Origin of the sequence: Psychromonas sp., from assembly GCF_047632995.1 — a bacterium.
Lineage (GTDB): Bacteria > Pseudomonadota > Gammaproteobacteria > Enterobacterales > Psychromonadaceae > Psychromonas.
Window position 1 is genome coordinate 1 of the sequence record NZ_JBLIEK010000079.1, and the last position, 17,791, is coordinate 17,791.

Consider the following 17,791-nt stretch of genomic DNA (forward strand, 5'->3'; position numbering starts at 1 on the left):
AACCGGGTTGCCGTTAATTTTATCCGGCATGATGGTAAACATTCTGTTTGCAGCTACCGCCACCGCCATTATTCTACTCAACGACCAATATGCCAAAAATGTGTTTATTTGGGGAGCGGGCGATCTCGCTCAAAATGGCTGGGAGATGGTGCATTGGTTATTACCGCGTATTTCTATTGCCCTGCCTATCTTAGTGTTTGCACCGCGAATTTTAACTGTCCTGCGGTTAGGCCAGCAAGGCGCAAAAGCGCGAGGTCTAAACGTAATTCCACTGTTTATTTTATTAATTGCGCTGGGATTATGGGGGGTTGCCGCTTCCATTACGGCGGTAGGTGTGATTAGTTTTATCGGCTTACTCGCCCCTAATATTGCGCGAGCTTTAGGCGCGCGCACTGCAAAAGCAGAGCTTTATACAAGTATGCTTATCGGCAGCCTTGCCTTAATGCTAACCGATATTTTAGCACTATTAATTAGCCAAATAACACTGGAAATGTTGCCAAGTGGCACTGCTGCCGCCATTGTCGGTGCGCCAGCATTGCTGTGGTTTAGCCGCCGGGCACTGCAAGCACAAGATCAACTTTCCATTAAGCTTCCGCCCAGTAAATCCCGATTGGCAGGCACAGTCATTCCATTATTGTTTGCAGCAACCGTTCTAATGCTTATTATCAGCGCAACCGTGACTCAAAGTGAGCAAGGAATCTTTTGAGCGATACCAGATACTTTTAGCTGGGCCATTCGCTGGCCTCGATTTGTCACCGCGTTAGCGGCTGGAATAGCATTGGCATCTGCGGGCACCGTCTTACAACGTTTGGTCTATAACCCGTTAGCCAGTCCAGATATTCTTGGTATTTCTGCGGGAGCAACATTTGCGTTAATCGCTACGAGTGTTTTTCTGGGTGTAAATATCTTTGCATCCGGCGCGCTGATTGCTTTTTCTGGCAGCATGGTGGTGCTGGCTTTACTACTGCTTTTAGGGCGAAAGAATCAATTTTCGCCTGCAAGTATGATTATGACGGGTATTGCCATTAGCGCCTTAATTGAGTCTTTAGTGCAATTTTCTCTGGCCAAAGGGACACAAGACAGCTACACCATTATCAGTTGGCTGGCGGGCTCTACTTACCGGGTAACAGCGGATGCGGCTCTCACCCTTGCCTTCAGCGTTATGCTGATTTTCTCTTTGATTGTAAGCGTATCACGATGGCTAACGCTTCTTTCTGCAGGACGCCAATTTGCCGCGGCACGTGGTCTGAACGTTCAACGCTGCAGCATTATTTTGTTATGCGCCGTTGCCCTATTGTGCGCCTTAGTGACAACAACTATGGGTCCGGTTGCCTTTATTGGTTTGCTGGCACCCCATATAGCCGTCATGTTGGGAGCCAAACAAGCGCGTGCACAACTCATTGTTGCCGCGCTTTGTGGTGGCTTATTGATGCTTATCGCCGATTGGTTAGGACAAATATTATTATTTCCAATGCAAATTGCCGCCGGTACATTGGTTTCGATTATTGGTGGAGGATATTTTCTTATTTTATTAATTAGAGGGCAAAAATATTAGCAAATAATTTTTTCAAATTAGCAATAAGCTATGCGTCAACAAAATGAGTCAGAGTTAAATGCACCGGTCGATAATTAAATAAAATGTATCTATTACCCACCATCAGTTAAACTGGCGTCAATAGAACTATTCCATACTAAATTTAAGCGCACTCATTGACAACATTATGAGCAAAGGCTAAAACAATAAAGAGTTATAAATCAAATGAGTAAAGCTAATATCCAATGGTTTCCCGGGCATATGCACAAGGCGCACAAACAGATAAAAGAAGTCTTGCCGCAAGTTGACATTATTATTGAAGTCGTTGATGCTCGCATCCCATATAGCAGTGAAAATCCACTCATTGCAAATATTAGAGAAAAAACACCCTGTATCAAAGTGCTTAACAAATCTGATTTGGCAGATCCGGAGATCACAGCGCAGTGGATCACTTATTTGGAACAGGAGCAGGGGATAAAAGCGCTCGCCATTACCACCAGTAAACCAGAGCAAGTTCATCAAATAACCAAGCTGTGTGAACAGATGTTACCCAATAGATTAGGCCAGGATAAACAGATCCGCGCCATGATTATGGGGATCCCTAATGTAGGAAAATCAACCATTATCAATATCTTGGCGGACCGACTTATAGCCAAAACGGGTAATGAACCCGCAGTGACGAAGCAGCAGCAACGCATTCGTTTACCAAGCGGCATCATGCTTTCTGACACACCTGGATTTTTATGGCCTAAAATTGAGAATGCAAATTCAGGTTACCGTCTTGCTGTAACGGGAGCGATAAAAGATACGGCGATTGAATATGAAGATATTGCCTACTATGCTGCTGAGTATCTTCTGGATAATTACCCACAACGTTTAAAAGAACGTTATGAGTTAGAAACGCTGCCACAAAGTGATCACGAGTTAATGGAAGCGATTGCACTTCGTCGCGGCTGTTTACGTGCTGGCGGGCATTTCGATATCTATAAAGTCTCGACAATTTTGTTAAATGAGCTGCGCTCTGGCGCGCTTGGGCCATTAAGTATTGAGACACCTGCAATGGCAAGCGTTGAAAAAATTGCGGTGGCACAGCTGATGGCTGAGCAAGCGGAAAATAAAGTAGAAAAGAAAAAATCGAGAAAACGTAAATATAAACGTCGTTAAACACGTTTTTCCACACTAGATCAAATCGAGTCGAATTTATACCAATTCCATTAATTAGATGATCTATTAAGGCGGAGGGAAAATGGCTGAAAGCAAGGCATTGATTGCAGTAACTAGTTGTTCTAATTATAAAATCAATAACGAAGCTCGCATTCATTTTAACAAGCATAAATGAATAGATAATGAGTGGATTTGGTATTATTATCAGATGCGTTGAAAACAGTAAATAAAACGATGCGCGGGAGTTAACAATACCGCGCGCATCGAATAGTTAACTGATTAAATAGGATTGATTAGTTGGAGCCTAATTTATTTTTCCCAGTATTATCTGCGTGCCGCCTCTGATTTGAATATCATCAAAGGCCAAACGAATCTCTCGACTGCGTCTTTCTATAGCCTGTGGAAAATTAAATGACTTGGGCAGCATATTAACGACCTGCTTTCTAAAACGATAGACGTGGATATTGATAAGGCCCTCATTTTGCCCGATCATCTTACATAAATCATCTTTATCTATCCAACCTTGCTCTGTCACACAGATACCATCTTCTATATCAATAAGCCTTTTTCTAGCCAGTAATAACATCAGATAGTGATGGTTACGCTCCCCTAAGTCGTATTCATGCTCATCCATTTTCAGTTTAAAGGAAACATGCTCTTCATCTTGGCTAACATCAAAAAAGATCCCCACCTGATGTGAACTCGGAAGCTCATTTGATTGTAGGAATTGAGTTTCATCGCTAGCTCTCGCTTCAATAAAGCGCCAATTTTGTCCACTACAACCAACCAGATCTCCACTTTTTAACATAGAGATTCCCGACTGACTTTCACAAATCCAATGACCGCTCGGCGACATATATAAAGTAATTTCTGGCGACTCTTCATCAGGTAATACAACTAAATCCGACAATTCAATTGTACTTAAACCAGGAGTAACTGGCACTAATAAGCTGTTCGGGGGGCTGGCATCAAGCATTTTCCAAGTATCCCCCAATAAACTGCCGAAATGTATTTTATCGCCCTTACGCAGCCGTTGTTTTGCCCCATGTAATATAAGATTGCCGTTAACATAGGTACCATTACTGCTGGAATCTTGTATCAACCAGTCCTCACCATCCCATAAAATAGTTGCGTGCATGCGCGATGCATCGGGATTGAGCAGCACTGTATGTGAAGTGCTCGGGTGACGACCAAAAATATGCTGGATTAATAAAATAACCAACTCTTCAGTCGTGGTATTGATAATTTTTGTCATAATTAATTCGTCCGTAAAAATTAATTTAAATAGAGAGGCTATTACTTAATTTAAAAAGACTAATTATATACTGTATGTACTGATAATTTCACGCCATTTTCATTTTTTCGTAGGCTTGATCTAAATCCTGTTCAGCACGCTCAAATAAACTGCTAAGGTCATCATTTTTTTTATAATCTGCACTGCCTATGCGGCACGACACATTAAATTCTAAGAGCAATGAATTATCCATAACAGCCTTGTCGATACGGTCTATAATATATGGGATCGACATTTCATCAGCATCATTTAATAAAATAGTAAATTGTTCATCACCATAACGGAAAACCTGATCCCTAAAGCGGATACAATCCGATAAAATTTTAGCAAAAGAGGTTAAAACTAAATTCGCAGATTGCTCGCCAAATTGATCGTTTATTTGTTTAAACTTATCAAGATCTAATACTAACAATGAGAAATTTCTGCGCTGTTCGATGTTGTGATTGACTGAGTTTTGAAAAGATATCGCAAACTGATTCTGATTATCCAAACCAGTCAGCTTGTCCTTTAGGGCGAGTAATACCATTTTATATATCTCCAACGTCTAACATAAAGGTAGTAAGAACGCCTTTGCGGAAAAGCACAGTCGTATTAAACGCCAGTTCCGTCTGGGCTCTTTTCTTGATTAACAAAGAGTTACAATTATCAGCTTACCATTTTATAGATCTTAATTAACTAACTAAGAATAACTAAATATATTAGTCTACCCAGAAAATAAATACTATTACACTCTATTACACCGATTAATGGATGGATGACTTGCCGCTCTGACATCTATGGGAAATATAAAGATTAGTCCAGCGAAGCTCAGAGTAACTCAACTTGTGTCATGCAGTGTGGTTGAGATAAAGCTGGCGTATTTATTAAGCTCTGAACGGCTAAAATTCAAAGCAAAGCACTCCTGTAATACCATTAAACTACTCAGATTCATAAACACAGGAGCTAATGCGGTTTGTTGGGCTGTCTCAAGCGTTAATATCTGCAGATAAAGGCTTCTCATCTTTTCTTTGTTATAAAATCGGAAGGTAAGTTAACGCCAGAAAATAATGTTGAAATAACTCAGCTAATGGCGCCTGCGCTCACAAACTGTCGACGCCCTTGTATGCCGTGCAGGGTATTTTAAACGGAAGATTCTGCTAAAAAAGTAGTTTATCTTGTCGTGATGGAGGCAGCAAAAAATGGCCAATGCCGATTAGGAATTGTAAAACGGCCTTGAATCGTTTTATGATTGCATTGTCTTCTCTCGCATTGCCAAAAGGCGATGCAGGGTGACACTTATTTTCAGCTGTTTTTATTTTCTCCTTCAATAACAAAAGTGGTAAATCTAAATAATTCAATATCTTGGCTCCAATAATTAGCAGGCCAGCCCCCCTTCAGCTTTAATGCCTGCAAAAATTCAGATGGCGTTGTTAACGCCTGCCAGACACTGGGTAAAAATATTGCGCTGCGATAGCCCTCTTTTAATAACAATCCATCAATACCCGCTTTTAGCTGTGTTAACAAAGCTTGCTCACCTGCATTTGCTATCGGTGCAAGCTCACTCAGAACCGATATCTCAAAACGTATATTAGCCAATTCATTTTTAGCAATAGGCGTAAAGCGCCGGTCTTCACAAGCACTGTAATAGCTATAGCGGCATACATTAAGCCACAACGGCTGATCGGCCACATAAGTGCCAATACAACCGCGCAGCTGTTGATCTGTGTATAAAGTCACAAAGCAGGCCCCTGGCGCTAACAATGATAGAGACTGTGGTTCACTAGGCAATATTAGCGATTTATCTATTACCGCATTATTCAGCACTTGCCTGACAAATTTTTTGAGTACAGCCTGCTCACTCACGCTAAGGTTAGTACAAGATGAAACTGGCATAACCCACCACCTCTTTTTTACTCCCCAAAATATCTCCCGAGTTTGTTTTTTGAATTAACTTGATTTTCCATCTTTGGCTGTGGGCATAATCCAATAAGCCATTCACTGAAAAACAACCGCATGCATCTTCACCTGTTAACGTATGGTCATAATTTAAAATTTTATCAATCGTATTATTGTCCAGGATCTTGGCTTGCTGGTAGGGATGATAATGACTTAGATCTGAGCTAACGACCACCAGCGTTGAACCGTCATCAACCTTTAACACATTCAGTATTTCCTTGATTGTATGTGGGGAGTTCTGACCAACAACAATAGGTACTATCTTAAAATTATCTAAACAACACTGTAAAAATGGAAGCTGTACTTCCAGTGAGTGTTCTAATAGATGAGCAGAATCACAACTACTCACTAAACCTAACTTGAGCAGTGGCGGATAACATTCACTTGCCACATCAATAAGGCCAAGTGGTGTAGCAAACGCCTCATAATTAGAAACAGCACAGCCTTGTAATGCCACGCGATGGCTTGGACCCAGTAAAATTACACGTGTAATATGACTGGCAATGGATTTAAGATAAGCATAAGCACAGCCGGCCACGCCACCTGAATAACAGTAACCCGCATGAGGAACGATCAGCGCATGCGTATGAATTCCCTCCTCTGTCGTCGCGGTTAAAAAAGCGTTGACCTCAGAGCGTAATTGCAGTGCAGATTCGGGATAAAACTGCCCCGAGACGGCGGCTGTTCTGTATTTCATAACTACCTCACGACAAATAAACACACACAAAATTTAGACAGTAAATTAGCCTGTAATGAGCATACTTAGAGTATAGTCAAGCGCTGGATAAAGTGATGAAAGAGAGTAAAACCTGTGGATGTTTTTCAACCCGTTACTGGCATAAACTTTCTGTTGCGTTATTAAAGTCGAGTAGAATAAATAAGATCAGCAAAACGCTGCTGGTCAGCAATTCATAGATCTGCTGAAGCGCCTTGCTTTGTAAATATATGCAGCTGTAATTGGTTAACAATTTCTCCTACTCGTTGAGTATAATCAACTTTATCCATCGCAATGTTTAATGTATTCCAAGATCGGAACAAGAGATCGAAAACGATAATCATCAGGCCGAATCCCATCGCAGTAAATAGATATAAACGTTGAGTTAAACTCATATTTTCACCTGTACTACACAACAAATCGATAAGTAGTGGCTCATAATCTCACCGCCACCGGATTCACTTTTTACAACGCCCGCGCATCTAATAGCAATCTGTAATTTGGTAATTTATCTGTAGCCACTAACCCCGATTCAAGCAGCCAACTTCCCTGAGATTGCAGATCCATCAATAGTGATCTATTTAACGTTAATTTGAAAATATAATCAGGGCAAAGGTTGCCAAATTTACAAAATAATTCTCTAGTCAACAATACCCTCCATAATTTTATTTCATGAACAATTAAGCAATAATATATAGCCACGCTCTATCGAAAACGACCAGACTCACATAGAAGACATCCTTTTTATGCAACCATACCGACTGTAAATACTGGGTTTATATAAATAATAGATATCAATAATGGATATCAACATTTAATCAAATAATGTATCCTGTTCATATTCATATTCAACTACTGGGAGATTAATTTATGCCAAACCATAGAGATAGGTTTATCAGTCACCTAACAAAAGATACTTATGCATTAATTTTAGCGGGTGGTCGCGGTAATAAATTGTTCGAACTTACCGAGTGGCGTGCTAAATCTGCCGTTTATTTTGGGGGGAAGTTCCGCCTTATTGACTTTCCATTATCAAACTGTGTCAACTCGGGTATCCATCGTGTCGGTGTCGCCACACAGTATAAGTCACACTCCTTAATACGTCATATCAACCACGGCTGGGGCAGCTTTAAGCCTAATTTATCAGAATTTGTTGAAATATTGCCCGCATCACAACGTACTAGTAATGATTGGTATGTAGGAACTGCTGACGCTGTGTATCAAAACATGGATATTATTCGTTCTGAGAAGCCTAAATATATATTGATATTAGCTGGCGATCATGTCTATCGCATGGACTATGGCGTCCTGCTAGCGCAGCATGTAGAAAGCAATGCTGATATGACGGTGTGTTGCCTCGAAGTCTCCACGCAGGAAGCTGCTGACCGCTTTGGTGTGATGACAATAAACAGTGAGAATAAAGTTACTGCATTTGATGAAAAACCTGCACAGCCTAATGAAATACCTGATAAGCCAGGGTTGTGCTTAGCTTCGATGGGAAACTATGTTTTTAATAGTGAATTTTTATTCAAACAGCTGTCAAGCGATTGTATTAACAAAAACTCCAGTCGTGATTTTGGCAATGACATTATTCCATCCCTCATCAAAAAGCATAATGTCTCTGCCTTTGCTTTTAAAGATCCAAATAGTACGCATCAACCTTATTGGCGAGATATAGGTACAATAGATTCATTTTGGGAGGCAAATATGGAACTCGTTGAAGCCAATCCACAACTTGATATGTATGATAAATCCTGGCCAATTTATACATATCAAGAGCAACTCCCCCCCGCTAAATTCATTTTTGATAATATTGATCGTCGAGGTCTGGCTGTTGATTCCACCGTTTCCTGCGGCTGTATCATCTCGGGTTCAACAATTCGTAAATCATTGTTATTTTCAAATGTTCACACACACTCTCACAGTGTTATCGAGGAGTCAGTATTAATGCATGGCAGTGATGTCGGCGGGTACTGTAAGTTGTTCCGCGTGGTTATCGATAGCAATTGTAAGATACCGGCAGGTTTAACTATTGGTGTAGATAAAGCGCAAGATGAAACAAATGGATTCCGTGTTTCTGAAAAAGGGATCACTCTCGTCACAAGTGCAATGCTCAAAGCATTAGCCAATAAAAACGGCTTAAAATAATTCCAAAAAATAACCTAACTAAATTGAGAGTCGTTTCTGCGGCTTTTTTTGGGGGGGAAATATTTATGGACGGTGGATAGGCTGAAACCAGTATTACTTATCGCAGAAATAGGCTGTCAATCAATTACTACGAATGCTCCAAAATGGTCATAAAAGCATTTGCTGTAAAGCAAGAAAAAAAGTTAGATTACGGGAGAATCAACGAAGAGCCTAAGGCTATGCGCTCAAATATAAACGCACAGACAAAAGGCTAAATAGGCAAATCAGTTGTATATTAAACTAAATTTATACTTCTACTGGTTTTGCAGGTTTTACGGGTTTTGCAGGTTTTGCAGGCTCAAATAATGTTCCTAACAGATGCTCACCCTCTAATAGAAATGATTCAGCAGCGCTAAGATCAAAACCGTTACATAAAAACATTCTTTTGCCACGTTTCAATAAGTACTCTGCCGCTTTTAATTTAGTGATAATGCCACCGGTCGCAAATTCATTATTTGGCGTGGAGGTTTCAAGCAATGCACTTTTAGGCACTTCATTAATCACTTTATAAATTTTAGCTTCTTTATATTCATGTGGGTTTTTATCATAGTAACCATCAATGTCACTTAAAATAACCAGAATATCCGCATTGATTTCATGGGCAACATTTGCGGAGAGTTGATCATTATCACCAAATTGTTGATCTGGCGTAGAGGTAATATCATTTTCATTAACAATAGGTAAGATATCATTATCTAAATGGGCAGTAATGATTTCCTGAAACATTTTAGTACGTTTTCTTGAGTCAAAATCATCTTCTGTTAAGAGTATCTGCGCAGTATCGATATCGTAAATATCAAATTTCTTTTTATATGCGGTCATCAGAATTGGCTGACCTGCAGCAGCAAGTGCTTTTTTCCCAATCTGTTTTCTTTTATCAAGTTTTAATGTTGAATAGCCAGCTGCGACTGCTCCAGATGTCACCAAAACGACATTATATTGTTTTTTAAGTGTCGCAATAAGTGTAACAAGGTTCATCATTCGTTCTTTGGCGATATTATTATTGTCAGTCAAGACAGCCGTACCAACTTTTATCACTAGCCTTTTCATTTTAATCCTTAATTATGTTTTATTTTGCTTTTTAATGATTTAGGTTGATCATAGTCTAAATTACTTTAAAGTTCGGAACAATTGATTATACCTCATTAGTGATTATTATTCAGGTCTAATTTCAAAACAACGTATCACATCTTAATTTTTACTTTATCTTTGCTTGACAAAGCGGCTGCTTTTTCAACCGCTTGTTGAAAATATTCACTTGAAATATATTTCACCATTCCGAAATTAAAATTTGTTTTAAATGTTAATCCTGACTTACTTTTTAACGTTAAATTAGAAAGCTCTAGTCGTGCATTTTTAATAAAGGAAGTGATGTTTTCAAAATTATCTTCTTTGATAAAAATTAAAAATTGCTCATTGCTATATCTTGCAATATCACATTTTATATTTTCTTTTTTAAATTTTTCAGATAAGAATTTTGCTATATAGATAATCACATTATCGGCAATTACATTCCCATATTTATCAGCGAGATAAGCACAATCATTTACCTCAACAAAAAGCAAAAAACCTGCATGTTCAAACGTTCCATTTTCCATAATGGCATGATTATAAATCCATTTTCTATTGAATGTTTTTGTTAACGCGTCAATATAGATAACATCTTTTAATGCCTTGATTTCATTTCCCATCTCGACCAAAGAAGAGGTAAGCGTTTTTAATTTACTGTCATCCTTATCCTTAATCGCCTCCTGTGCTTCTTGTGTCACATCACTTAATATATCAATCTGTTTGATAGCTTTTTTCATATAGGCATTTATATTTTTCAATTCATCTGCAATAACATGACTGATTTCTCTTTCAAATTGAGAATCTTTAATATCGATACTTAAACTTTTCGCGTTTTTGTCAAATAATTCAAAGTAAGACGATGGCAGTATAATTTCATTTTCTAACAACTCTTGTACTGTCTTGTCGGTAATCTTTTTTAAATTACGTTTCACTTTTTTCTCCAACAATTTTCTCTATTGAGACTGGTTTTTGAATATAGTAGCCCTGCGAATAATCGATCCCCAACGCCTTTACATATCTTTGTATTTTTAAATCACTGACATATTCTGCAATCGTTTTTATATTTTGCTTTCCACAAAACATAACAATACTTTTTATAAGGTTCATATATATTTCTTGATCGATTTTTTGTATCAGCGAGCCGTCTATTTTCAGATAATCAACATTTAATTTTAATATATATTCATAATTTGAAAAACCCGTCCCAAAGTCATCAATGGCGATACTTACCTGATATGCTTTAACCCTCAGAATAAAATCATTAATCACATCAAAGTTTTTTATTCTTTCACTCTCCAGAATCTCAATCGTCAGGTACATACCTATATCATCCTGCTGCACAAGTCTGCTGATAATAATATCGCTAATTAAGGGGTTAATTATGTCGTTATACTCCAAATTAATACTTACATGTATGCGGTGCCGCATTATCACATCAAAAACTTTATTGATTAATATTTGCATTAATTTGTTATATAGCCTGTAATTTTTAGCTTTTTCTAGGAAGGCTGCAGGAAGAAGCATATTGCCATCTTCGTCAAAAAGTCGCATAAGCGCTTCATACTTGACTACTTTATTGTGATTATTACAGGATATCGCTTGAAAATGTGGTTCAACTTTTTTTTGTTCAATATTATATTTAATTAAATCAACAAGGTTATTATTAAAGGCTTCATTTTTATAGAGATTAGAATCAAAAAACTTAAATGTTTCAAAATCCTGTTTAGCATTATTTAACGCTTTTTCTGCATAGATAAGCAGATCCTTACTGGCACTTTTTGAGCACCCTATCGTTATATCTATAATTATTTGCAGATTTGGGTTTACTATATCAAATTGATAAATTAGCAGTTTATTTATGATGGTATCTTTTATTGCAATAATAGCGGCTTCACACAAATCCCCATAAAAAGTGACTGCAAATACATCTGCATGTTGCCTTTTTATATTGCAGGCGACTTTCTGCCCAAAGGTGCTAATCACCCTCTTTTTAATTTCATCTTTAAGTAGCATTTGGATTAATTTTTTAAACTGCGCGATGACAGCGTCGCCATTTTCAAACCCGTATGTAGCATTAATATCTTTCATAAATAAAATATCAATTAGAAAAAGTGTTTTAATACTATTTTTATTTTTTATCTGGAGATACAAGTTTGTTAGAAACAAAATATAATATTCCTTATTATTATTTCAATCCATTGTATTGCAATATAAGCTTAAAAAGCGTCAAATAAACCTTATATTACATATATTTGTAATATACATCACTTTATTCTATCTCTTTCAAAAAATTAACAAAGCGACTATCTCTGCTGCTAAAAACAGTTTCTACAACAATGTATTAATCTTAACCTTAAGAAGATTTATTGATAGACATTGAGTTATTTTATGCGCTATTTAAAAGAAAAGCTTACAAATTGTGCCAAATCAATATCCTTTACCTCGTTCAGATGAGGAATCTCTGCAATCAGAGGCGCATCGATTTTTGCGCTTAACAGCTGTAGATTCTCTTGGTAATAAGGCATATCCGTATGTAATTGATTAGCTATCCACCCTATTACCTTTAAACCATCATTAATAATCGTTTCGTAGGTCAGCAGCGCATGATTCAGGCAGCCTAATTTCATGCCGACCACTAAAATTACAGGCAACTCCTGCGCAATGACCCAATCTGAGAGAGTCTCTTGATCGTTAAGGGGGAGTCGCCAGCCGCCAGCACCTTCAACAATAATCACCTCTGCATCTTTTTCCTGCAGCACTTTTAATCCACGGCTGATATCCATTAATTTAATTGTTTTGTTTTCAAGCTTCGCAGCAATATGCGGGGCGATAGCTAACTGCAAGGAGATAGGATTAACGTCATGGTATGTAACGTCAACGCTGCAGTTTTCTTGTAATATAAGCGCGTCTTCATTACGCAAACCATCAATCGTTAAGCTGCAGCCCGCCGCGATTGGTTTATAAGCAAGTGTTGTAATATTCTGTTTATTGGCGGATTGTAACAAGGCTTTGCAGCAGATGGTTTTACCCACATCAGTATCTGTCCCGGTTACAAAAAAGGTCTTGCTTTCTCTTATCTCGGCCATTTTATTTTTGCGCCTCTACATAACACACTTGATAGGTTAAATTTAATTCTCCGCGCCCATTAACAAAGGGTAAATATCCCTGCTCAAGCAATTTTATAAGATTACGGCCACTTATTTTAACTGCTCGGTGACCATGGACATGGTTCGCCCCTATCCCTTTTAATGCACGCATCACTGCAATCACGCTCTGATAACTTAATATTCGCGTTTCTGTTGTTATGGTTAGTTTTGTAAATCCCGCTTGTTGAAGCGCATTTTTTATACTTTCAAGACTTAAAAATGCATTGGTATGTGGTTGCAAATCCACGCTTTTCCATGCTTGCGTTAGTTCATTAAGCGATCCACTTAACAGCGTCGAAAAATACAATGTCCCGCCAACCGCCAAACACGCTTTGAGCTGTTGTAAACACAAAGGCAGATCTTCACTCCACTGCAGTACCAAGTTAGAGAAGATCATATCAAAACGATTAGCACTAAAGGGCAAGTGATCAATATCACCTTCCAGGCAAGTTACTTGGACAAGATTTTTTTTGCCAACTTGTGCGAGCATAGCAGCAGAAAGGTCCAGGCAGGTCATTTCACAATGAGGGTAAATCTGAGTTATTTTTTCACTGAAATAGCCCGTGCCGCAACCAAGATCTAAAATCGCTTTGACATTTCCATCGCTCCTCGGATGGAGCAGCTGCAAACCGATATCTCGCTGCAGCTGTGCAAACTGGTCGTAATGGTCCGCGGCCTTAGAAAATGAATTTGCCACCGCATTTTTATTTATATTTAATGTTTTTCTATAATTCATCTAAAACTCGGCGGATAGCGGTAACTAAGGATTTTATATCGTCGACTTCATGATTCGTCGTTAAGGTAATACGTAAACGGGCGCTGTCGACCGGCACGGTTGGTGGACGAATGGCAGTTGTCCAGAATCCTAATTTTTTTAGCTGCTGCGCCAGTGCGACTGTCTGTTGACTGCTACCAATAATGATAGGTTGGATAGCGGTATTGGACTCGCCCAGTTGAATGGCGTTATCTGCGCATAATGTTCGAAAGCTGCTGATTAAATGTTGTAACTTATCACGGCGCCACGACTGCGTTTCAGCCATATGCGCAGCTTGGCCGATAGTGTAAGCCATCGCTGGCGGTAATCCGGTGGTGTAAATATAAGGTTTTGAAAAATTAGTTAAATAGTCGATAAATTCCTGCGATCCGGCAACAAATGCCCCGCCAACACCTAATGCTTTGCCAAAAGTCGCCATATATATTTGCATATCACTATTTTTTAAACCCGCATCAACCACACTACCTTGACCATTTTTACCGAGTACCCCTAAACCATGGGCATCATCAATCATTAACCACGCATCATTGTTTTTGGCCTGCTCTGCAAGCAAGCCGATCGGCGCACAATCACCATCCATACTAAACACGCCTTCACTAATGATAAGCTTATTCGCAGCGCTGCCTTTCTGTTTGTTTAATAACTGACTAAGATTCGCCATATCATTATGTTTGAAACGCACCATCTTACAATCAGCAAACGTGCCGGCCTCCATTAAAGATGCATGATTGAGTTTATCTTGAATTAACAGATCGTTTTTACCCAGCAGCAGTTTGATAATCGCCTGGTTAGCAGAATACCCGGAGCTGAACAGCGCCAGCGCTTCCACACCCAGCCAGGATTTTAACTGCGCCGTTAAATCGGCATGCACTTGATTATAACCGGTAACCAGATATGAACCGCCGCTGCCCACGCCATATAGCTCGGCACCACTTTGCCATGCTTTGATAAGCGCGGGATCACTGGCAAGTCCTAAATAGTCATTGCTTGAGAAGTTAAGGTAGGTTTTATCAGCAACCTTTACTAAGCGCCCTTGCGGCCCCGTCATTGTCTGACAAGCCCGATAAAGGCCCTCATTCCTGCGAGCCTGCAGCTGCTGCTCTATAAAATCAAACGCCATTGCTTAGAGCGTACTTGTTGCATCGTAAAACAGCTCATCTTTTTCACCGTGACGTACGATAGCCGCATCGACACTTTGCTCTCTTTCATAAGGTGAGAAATTGACCGCTTCTTTATTTATACCTAATTTTTTAAATAGTTCCATATCCGAGTTTTCATCAGGGTTGGCTGTTGTTAACAGTTTGCAGCCGTAAAAAATTGAGTTGGCCCCCGCCATAAAGCAAAGCGCTTGAGTCTGCTCAGACATATCTTCACGTCCTGCAGATAGACGGACATGAGATTTTGGCATCATGATCCGGGCAATAGCGATGGTTTTTATAAAGGTAAATTCATCTAAATCATCGACACTGTCCAGTGGTGTGCCCTTTACTTTGACTAATTTATTAATAGGTACACTCTCAGGTTGCTTGGGCATATTGGCAAGTTGCACTAATAACCCAGCTCTGTCTTTCCCCGCTTCCCCTAACCCAACAATCCCCCCACTGCACACTTTCATGCCGGCATGACGTACGTTATCTAAGGTGTCTAATCGGTCTTGATAGCTGCGCGTGGTGATGATTTTATCGTAATACTCTGGCGAGGTATCGAGGTTATGGTTATAGTAATCCAGCCCCGCCTGCGCAAGTTGCGCTGCCTGTTGGTTATCGAGCATCCCTAAGGTCATACATGACTCAAGTCCTAATGATTTAACTTCTTTTATCATTTCAACAAGGTAAGGCATATCGCGCGGCCTGGGATTTTTCCACGCAGCGCCCATACAAAAACGGGTGGATCCGGTCGCTTTGGCATCTTTAGCCGCTTTGATTACTTTTTCAACTTCCATCAATTGTTCTTTTTTAAGACCGGTATCATAACGTGCACTTTGCGGGCAATATTTACAATCTTCAGGGCAAGCCCCTGTTTTAATTGACAGTAATGTACTGACTTGCACTTCATTGCGAGGAAAATGAGCGCGATGAGTGGTTTGCGCTTGAAAAAGCAAATCCATAAAAGGCATCTCATACATAGTTTCAACTTCTGAAACCGTCCAGTTTTGATGGATTACTGTGTTGCTCATAATAAATTCTCACCTTAAAATAGTTTGGTTAGTTTAATGTTCAAAGATAGACTGTCAATATATTAGCGATTATATCTTTACATCTGATTAAATAGTGAGCGTTATGACCCTTGATCTGCAATTTGACAGTAAACACCTGTGGCACCCTTATACCTCTATGACCAATCCATTGCCCTGTTATGGTGTGGTTTCGGCGAATAAATGCATCTTAGAACTTGATAGCGGTGTGCAATTAATTGATGGCATGTCCTCTTGGTGGGCGTGTTTATTTGGTTATAACGTGGCTGAGCTTAATGATGCAGCTAAAAATCAACTTGATAAGATGGCGCATGTTATGTTCGGCGGTTTGACGCACCAACCCGCTATCAGTCTTGCAAAAAAATTAGTTGCAATCACCCCTAAGGGATTAGATAAAGTTTTTTTATCGGACTCGGGCAGTGTCAGCGTTGAAGTAGCGTTAAAAATGGCGCTGCAATATTGGCATGCACTCGATCAACCAAAAAGCCAGTTTTTAACCATTCGTAACGGTTATCACGGTGATACCTTTGGCGCTATGTCTGTCACCGATCCTGAAGGTTCAATGCATGAGTTATATCATGATTTTCTGGCGAAACAGCTGTTTGCCCCGCAACCCAGCATTACATTTGATCAAGAATGGCATCCATCGGCCTTAAATGCGATAACCCAATTAGTTGAAGAAAACCAACAAAATATTGCCGCCATTATTTTAGAGCCTATTGTTCAAGGTGCTGGCGGTATGTTTTTTTACCATCCGGAGTATCTCAAGGGCATTCGCGCTTTATGTGACAAGCACCATCTGCTATTAATTGCCGATGAAATTGCCACCGGCTTTGGCCGTACAGGTAAACTTTTTGCCTGCGAATTTGCAGACATTAGCCCAGATATTATCTGTGTCGGCAAAGCGATCACGGGCGGATATATGAGCCTTGCCGCCACCTTAACCACCAATAAAATTGCCAATACCATCAGTCAGGGCAAAGCGGGTGTGTTTATGCATGGCCCGACGTTTATGGGCAACCCGTTGGCCTGTGCTGTGGCTTGTGCAAGTATCGATAAACTGCTCAGTATCGGTTGGCAAGATAAAGTCTCGACAATAGAGCAGCAGCTAAGCAACTATTTAGCCCCCTGTATAGATTTACCGCAAGTACAGGATGTGCGTGTATTAGGGGCGATTGGTGTGGTTGAGATGAAAGAAAACCTGGATGTGGCTGTTGTGCAGAAACGTCTGGTAGAGCTTGGCGTCTGGATTCGTCCCTTTGGCAAGCTCATTTATATTATGCCGCCTTACATAATCGAGAAACAGCAACTGAAAAAATTGTGTGATGCTATCTATACGGTAGCCAGCTTATAGCCCTTTTATTTCAGCACATGAAAAAGGAGACAAAACGTCTCCTTTTTGACTGCTACTAGAAATTTACGACGTCATTCCCCAAACAGCTTGGCTAAAATAGATAACTGTCCATTTAAATAATTGAGATCTGTTTTAGCGTAATAAAAAGCAAAAAACACCGTACATAACATGATCACAATGAGATATTTATCGGGTACATTATCCCCTTCCCGACGTTTTTTATTCCATGTATTGATAATGGCGAGCACGGAAATAATGCAGCACGTCCAGAGCAGATAGATAAATATTTTTATCTCTGAAAATTGATAATACCGCTCAGAATCAACGTCAAAATGGGACATAACTAACGGCTCAAAAAAATCACGAGCATAATGAAAAAGCAGCATATAAGCTAAAAATGCAGCCCATAAAAAGACAGTGAG

Annotated in this window: 19 protein-coding genes and 2 pseudogenes; 6 read left to right on the forward strand and 15 right to left on the reverse strand. The window is 39.5% G+C overall.

Translation table 11 applies throughout. The annotated features are described in order from the left end of the window. The 3 genes from ACJAT7_RS12920 to ylqF form a co-directional block, all read left to right on the forward strand. A partial coding sequence (locus tag ACJAT7_RS12920; RefSeq protein ID WP_415227220.1) for an iron chelate uptake ABC transporter family permease subunit occupies positions 1 to 706 on the forward strand: 706 nt, incomplete at its 5' end. A 3-nt stretch (positions 707 to 709) separates the two neighbouring features. Next, a complete protein-coding gene (locus ACJAT7_RS12925; RefSeq protein ID WP_415227237.1) occupies positions 710 to 1,555 on the forward strand; it encodes an iron chelate uptake ABC transporter family permease subunit in 846 nt (281 codons plus the stop codon). 204 nt (positions 1,556 to 1,759) lie between these two features. Continuing rightward, positions 1,760 to 2,698, forward strand: coding sequence for a ribosome biogenesis GTPase YlqF (gene ylqF, locus ACJAT7_RS12930; protein ID WP_415227221.1), 939 nt, complete (start codon positions 1,760 to 1,762; stop codon positions 2,696 to 2,698). A gap of 304 nt (positions 2,699 to 3,002) precedes the next feature. Here the strand turns inward: ylqF and ACJAT7_RS12935 are convergent, their stop codons facing one another. Together ACJAT7_RS12935 and ACJAT7_RS12940 are read right to left on the reverse strand one after the other, a co-directional pair. Continuing rightward, positions 3,003 to 3,953, reverse strand: coding sequence for an FHA domain-containing protein (locus ACJAT7_RS12935; protein ID WP_415227222.1), 951 nt, complete (start codon positions 3,951 to 3,953; stop codon positions 3,003 to 3,005). Between the two features lie 88 nt (positions 3,954 to 4,041). Continuing rightward, positions 4,042 to 4,518, reverse strand: coding sequence for a GGDEF domain-containing protein (locus tag ACJAT7_RS12940; protein ID WP_415227223.1), 477 nt, complete (start codon positions 4,516 to 4,518; stop codon positions 4,042 to 4,044). A gap of 600 nt (positions 4,519 to 5,118) precedes the next feature. Between ACJAT7_RS12940 and ACJAT7_RS12945 the strand changes: the two are divergent. Further along, positions 5,119 to 5,264, forward strand: a pseudogene (locus tag ACJAT7_RS12945) (IS256 family transposase); the annotation flags it as partial. Between the two features lie 9 nt (positions 5,265 to 5,273). Here ACJAT7_RS12945 and amrA read toward each other — a convergent pair. From amrA to ACJAT7_RS12965, 4 genes are all read right to left on the reverse strand, one after another. Continuing rightward, positions 5,274 to 5,864: an AmmeMemoRadiSam system protein A gene (gene amrA / locus ACJAT7_RS12950; protein ID WP_415227224.1), complete on the reverse strand. Its 591-nt coding sequence runs from the start codon at positions 5,862 to 5,864 to the stop codon at positions 5,274 to 5,276. Further along, on the reverse strand, positions 5,842 to 6,624 hold the full coding sequence (amrB, locus tag ACJAT7_RS12955; protein WP_415227225.1) for an AmmeMemoRadiSam system protein B: 783 nt from the start codon (positions 6,622 to 6,624) through the stop codon (positions 5,842 to 5,844). Before amrB ends, amrA begins: the two co-directional genes overlap by 23 nt. A 212-nt stretch (positions 6,625 to 6,836) precedes the next feature. Continuing rightward, a complete protein-coding gene (locus tag ACJAT7_RS12960) occupies positions 6,837 to 7,037 on the reverse strand; it encodes a hypothetical protein (RefSeq protein ID WP_415227226.1) in 201 nt (66 codons plus the stop codon). A gap of 70 nt (positions 7,038 to 7,107) precedes the next feature. Continuing rightward, positions 7,108 to 7,290 (reverse strand): hypothetical protein, encoded by a 183-nt coding sequence (locus ACJAT7_RS12965; RefSeq protein WP_415227227.1) that lies wholly within the window; start codon positions 7,288 to 7,290, stop codon positions 7,108 to 7,110. A 222-nt stretch (positions 7,291 to 7,512) separates the two neighbouring features. Between ACJAT7_RS12965 and glgC the strand changes: the two genes are divergently transcribed. Then, positions 7,513 to 8,790, forward strand: a complete 1,278-nt coding sequence (glgC, locus tag ACJAT7_RS12970) for a glucose-1-phosphate adenylyltransferase (protein ID WP_415227228.1) — start codon at positions 7,513 to 7,515, stop codon at positions 8,788 to 8,790. A 285-nt stretch (positions 8,791 to 9,075) separates the two neighbouring features. On the opposite strand, the gene proB is transcribed toward glgC, so the two are convergent. The 8 genes and pseudogenes from proB to bioB form a co-directional block, all read right to left on the reverse strand. Then, a complete protein-coding gene (proB, locus tag ACJAT7_RS12975) occupies positions 9,076 to 9,879 on the reverse strand; it encodes a glutamate 5-kinase (RefSeq protein WP_415227229.1) in 804 nt (267 codons plus the stop codon). A 134-nt stretch (positions 9,880 to 10,013) separates the two neighbouring features. After that, the gene (locus ACJAT7_RS12980) at positions 10,014 to 10,832 is read right to left on the reverse strand and encodes a GGDEF domain-containing protein (protein ID WP_415227230.1); all 819 of its coding nucleotides are present in this window, start codon (positions 10,830 to 10,832) and stop codon (positions 10,014 to 10,016) included. Then, positions 10,822 to 11,655 (reverse strand): EAL domain-containing protein, encoded by an 834-nt coding sequence (locus ACJAT7_RS12985; RefSeq protein ID WP_415227238.1) that lies wholly within the window; start codon positions 11,653 to 11,655, stop codon positions 10,822 to 10,824. The genes ACJAT7_RS12980 and ACJAT7_RS12985 overlap by 11 nt, the downstream gene beginning before the upstream one ends. After that, positions 11,632 to 12,072, reverse strand: a pseudogene (locus tag ACJAT7_RS12990) (diguanylate cyclase domain-containing protein); the annotation flags it as partial. The gene ACJAT7_RS12985 and the pseudogene ACJAT7_RS12990, both read right to left, overlap by 24 nt. Before the next feature lie 221 nt (positions 12,073 to 12,293). Beyond that, positions 12,294 to 12,986: a dethiobiotin synthase gene (gene bioD, locus ACJAT7_RS12995; RefSeq protein ID WP_415227231.1), complete on the reverse strand. Its 693-nt coding sequence runs from the start codon at positions 12,984 to 12,986 to the stop codon at positions 12,294 to 12,296. Between the two features lies 1 nt (position 12,987). Further along, a complete protein-coding gene (bioC, locus tag ACJAT7_RS13000; RefSeq protein WP_415227232.1) occupies positions 12,988 to 13,782 on the reverse strand; it encodes a malonyl-ACP O-methyltransferase BioC in 795 nt (264 codons plus the stop codon). Next, positions 13,772 to 14,941: an 8-amino-7-oxononanoate synthase gene (bioF, locus tag ACJAT7_RS13005; RefSeq protein WP_415227233.1), complete on the reverse strand. Its 1,170-nt coding sequence runs from the start codon at positions 14,939 to 14,941 to the stop codon at positions 13,772 to 13,774. Before bioF ends, bioC begins: the two co-directional genes overlap by 11 nt. Positions 14,942 to 14,944: 3 nt before the next feature. Continuing rightward, the gene (gene bioB, locus ACJAT7_RS13010) at positions 14,945 to 15,997 is read right to left on the reverse strand and encodes a biotin synthase BioB (protein WP_415227234.1); all 1,053 of its coding nucleotides are present in this window, start codon (positions 15,995 to 15,997) and stop codon (positions 14,945 to 14,947) included. Between the two features lie 103 nt (positions 15,998 to 16,100). Here bioB and bioA point away from each other — a divergent pair, with 103 nt between their 5' ends. After that, positions 16,101 to 17,369: an adenosylmethionine--8-amino-7-oxononanoate transaminase gene (gene bioA, locus ACJAT7_RS13015; protein WP_415227235.1), complete on the forward strand. Its 1,269-nt coding sequence runs from the start codon at positions 16,101 to 16,103 to the stop codon at positions 17,367 to 17,369. Between the two features lie 71 nt (positions 17,370 to 17,440). Here the strand turns inward: bioA and ACJAT7_RS13020 are convergent. Then, positions 17,441 to 17,791, reverse strand: a 351-nt coding sequence (locus tag ACJAT7_RS13020; protein ID WP_415227236.1) for a hypothetical protein, incomplete at its 5' end; no start/stop codon positions are given.